The sequence below is a fragment of the Paraburkholderia bannensis NBRC 103871 genome, from assembly GCF_000685015.1.
Classification (GTDB): domain Bacteria; phylum Pseudomonadota; class Gammaproteobacteria; order Burkholderiales; family Burkholderiaceae; genus Paraburkholderia; species Paraburkholderia bannensis.
In genome coordinates this window covers 1-2,773 of record NZ_BAYA01000079.1, presented here as the reverse complement: position 1 = coordinate 2,773, position 2,773 = coordinate 1, and the positions used below count along the sequence as shown (strand labels likewise).

At 63.1% G+C, this 2,773-nt stretch carries 3 protein-coding genes; all 3 read right to left on the bottom strand.

Annotated features, from left to right (window positions below; all coding sequences use genetic code 11):
* Positions 1–151: 151 nt before the first annotated feature.
* A complete protein-coding gene (gene tnpC / locus BBA01S_RS39325; protein ID WP_027821152.1) occupies positions 152–1,756 on the bottom strand; it encodes an IS66 family transposase in 1,605 nt (534 codons plus the stop codon).
* 99 nt (positions 1,757–1,855) lie between these two features.
* The gene (tnpB, locus tag BBA01S_RS39320; protein WP_027821151.1) at positions 1,856–2,209 is read right to left on the bottom strand and encodes an IS66 family insertion sequence element accessory protein TnpB; all 354 of its coding nucleotides are present in this window, start codon (positions 2,207–2,209) and stop codon (positions 1,856–1,858) included.
* Positions 2,209–2,691, bottom strand: a complete 483-nt coding sequence (tnpA, locus tag BBA01S_RS39315; protein ID WP_245641735.1) for an IS66-like element accessory protein TnpA — start codon at positions 2,689–2,691, stop codon at positions 2,209–2,211. The genes tnpB and tnpA overlap by 1 nt, the downstream gene beginning before the upstream one ends.
* Positions 2,692–2,773: the final 82 nt, after the last annotated feature.

Below are 2,773 nucleotides of genomic sequence, written 5' to 3'. Positions count from 1 at the left end.
GTAAGCGGTAAATTCAGCACACCGAATCGATAATCATTTGCAACCGACGGGCGAGCATAGCCGCATCGCTACGGCCGAGGTTGACCGGCGATGGCCGCATCTGGGTTTCGGTAAAGTGTGCCGGCGCGATGACTGCGGCACGCCCGCTGTGTCAGCTCACGCTCGCCTCGGCTTGCCGCTTCGCGTAGTTGAACGGCAGCAAGTCGCTGATGTCCGCGTTTGCGGCGCGCTGCGGCAATTCGGTCAGCACGTGCAGCAGCCAGGCGTGAGGCTCGACGTTGCAAGCGCGACACGTAAGCATCATGCTGTAGACCATCGCGCTCGCCTTCGCTCCCGCAACCGTGTCGCTGAACAACCACGATTTTCTCGCAGTGGCAAACGGCCTGATGTCGCGCTCGATGACGTTGTTATCAAGCGGCAGACGGCCGTCGTCTACGTAACGGATCAGATACTGCCACTGTCGGCGGCAGTACCCGATCGCCTCGCCGAGCAAACTCTGCGGCAGAACCTTCGGCGCCAACTCATCGAGCCATGCCTTGAAGGCGCTCAGCAGCGGCACGCTGTGCTGCTGCCGCAGTCGATACCGGTAATCGGTCAGCATTTCGCCTTCGGGCATCGTCTGTTTCGCGAGCGCTTCGACCTGATACAGCGCCTGGAAGAACTCGAGTGCCTTCGTGATGCGGGGACCCGGCTTGTTCTTCTGGCCCTTGAGCGCGTCCGTAAACAGCCTCCTCGCGTGCGCAAGGCATCCGAGGTGCGTCGCCGTCTTGATCGTGCGCCAGGCGGGCCAGCCATCCGTCATCAGCGTGCCCGCGTAGTCGCCGAGGAAGGCACGCGGATGCTCCCCACCGCGCCCAGGTTGATACTCGAACAGCACGACGGGCTGCTCGCTGTCCGCCGCGCTCCTGTACACCCACATGTACGACGTGTCCTGCGCCTTTCGATCCTTTTCCTTGAGCACCTGGACCGTGGTCTCATCGCCGTGGATCAACCACTGACTGCGCAGAACCTGCTTGAGCGCATCGTAAATCCGTGTGTAATGAAGCTCAGCGGGGCGGATGATCCAGTTCGCCAGCGTGCCGCGGCTGACCGCGATGTTCGAGCGCGCGAGCACATCCTCCATCCGGTACAGCGGCGTGCCGTCAACGTACTTGCCTGCCGTGACGGCGGCGATCATCGAAGGACTGGCATGACTGCCCGGCAGGGGCTGTGCCGGCATCGGCGCGACGACGATTGGCGTGCGCACACCGTGGCGTTCGCAGTGTCGGCACGCATATTTGGCACGCGCGTGCTGCAGCACCGACACCTTGACCTCCATGTGCAGTTGCTCGCTGATGTCCTCGCCCATGCGATGCAGGGCCTTGCCGCAGCACGGGCAGCTCTTCTGGTCTTCGGGCAGATCGTACTCGATGCGCTCGCGCGGCAGATCCGCAGGCAGCGGCTTGCGGCCTCGCTTGCCGGGTTCGGGCTTGTCGAGTTCCGGCAACCCAGTGTCCGGCAGCGAAGGCACGTCACTGTCGTCCCCGTCGACCGGCTCGGTGTCGACCGCCTGCTCGGCCTCGTTGAACACGCGATCCTTGCGCTTCTCGCTCTTCGGCGCGTACTGCCGGGCCAGCGCGAGACGATATTGCTCTTCCAGCGCATCCAGGCGCCTGGTCAGTTCGTCGATCCTGGCATCGCGCTCGGCGAGACCGGCTTCGAGTTCGTGGATGTAGACCTTGGCGGCCTGCGGCAATCGGGCGAGATCGGCTTTCATGCGATTCACGATAGCGAAGCGCGGCGCCGCACAGGTTTACGGAGATGTGTAACAGCCGGGACGAACGTTGTTGACCAACAACGTTCGCGATACCGGGCCTCAACTCGCGAAGCAGTACTGTCGGGCGGGATGCGGACGCAGCGCGTCGAGATCGATGCCATCGAGCAGCAGATGGAGCTGGTCGACCGTGAGTTCGATCACGGCCTGTTGACGACGGGGCCAAGCGAAACGATCCACCTCGAGCCGTTTCAACATCAGCCAGAAGCCGGCCCGATCGTAGAGCAACAGCTTTACACGATCCCGTTTCCGGTTGTGGAATCCGAAGACGGCTCGTGCGAGCGGATCGAGCTGCATCGACTGTTCGACCATCGTCACCAGCGTATTCAGTCCGGCCCGGAAGTCGATCGGCTCGCGATGCAGGTAGATCCGCAGGTCGTGGTCGAAGCGGAACATCAGCTCGCTCCCAGCGCGGCAATCATCGCTGTGACCAGTGAGGTGTCTCGCCCAGAGCATTCGAGCTCGAGCACAACGCCGTTAGGCAGAGTCGCCGACAAACGCGCCCGCGGCGCCGCCCGCAGCGACGGACGGGCCGGCTCTCGTTGCAGCGACGGCTGCGGGGCTGGCAGTGCCGTTTCCGCAAGAGTCGATGCCGGTGACTCGTCGATCAAGACGACCGGCACGAAGGCTGACGGTGCTTGCGCGATAGCACCATGCAAAACGCCCGCAACTTCCCGTCGCTCTTGCAGCTGTACCCATTTGCGCAACTGGTTCGCATTGACCCCAGCCTTCAGCGCCAGACCTGCCAATGACGCGCCCGGCCGGCGGCAGGCTTCGATCAACTTACGCTTGCCCTCCGGATCGTATCGATGCTTGCCATCCGCGCACGTCCGGGTCACGCGCAGAGGGAGAAAGTCAAAGTCAGTGTCGGTCATCATCTGCGTCCGCAATTCAAGTCTGCGGACGCAATCGTGGATCGATTCGGCAGCGCTGCCTAGGTGCGGAGAATTTCGCGCTTAC

Bases quoted from the DNA above. Each gene is read 5' to 3' on its own strand.
- tnpC (WP_027821152.1), bottom strand. From the start codon at position 1,756: ATGAAAGCCGATCTCGCCCGATTGCCGCAGGCCGCCAAGGTCTACATC.
- tnpB (WP_027821151.1), bottom strand. From the start codon at position 2,209: ATGTTCCGCTTCGACCACGACCTGCGGATCTACCTGCATCGCGAGCCG.
- tnpA (WP_245641735.1), bottom strand. From the start codon at position 2,691: ATGATGACCGACACTGACTTTGACTTTCTCCCTCTGCGCGTGACCCGG.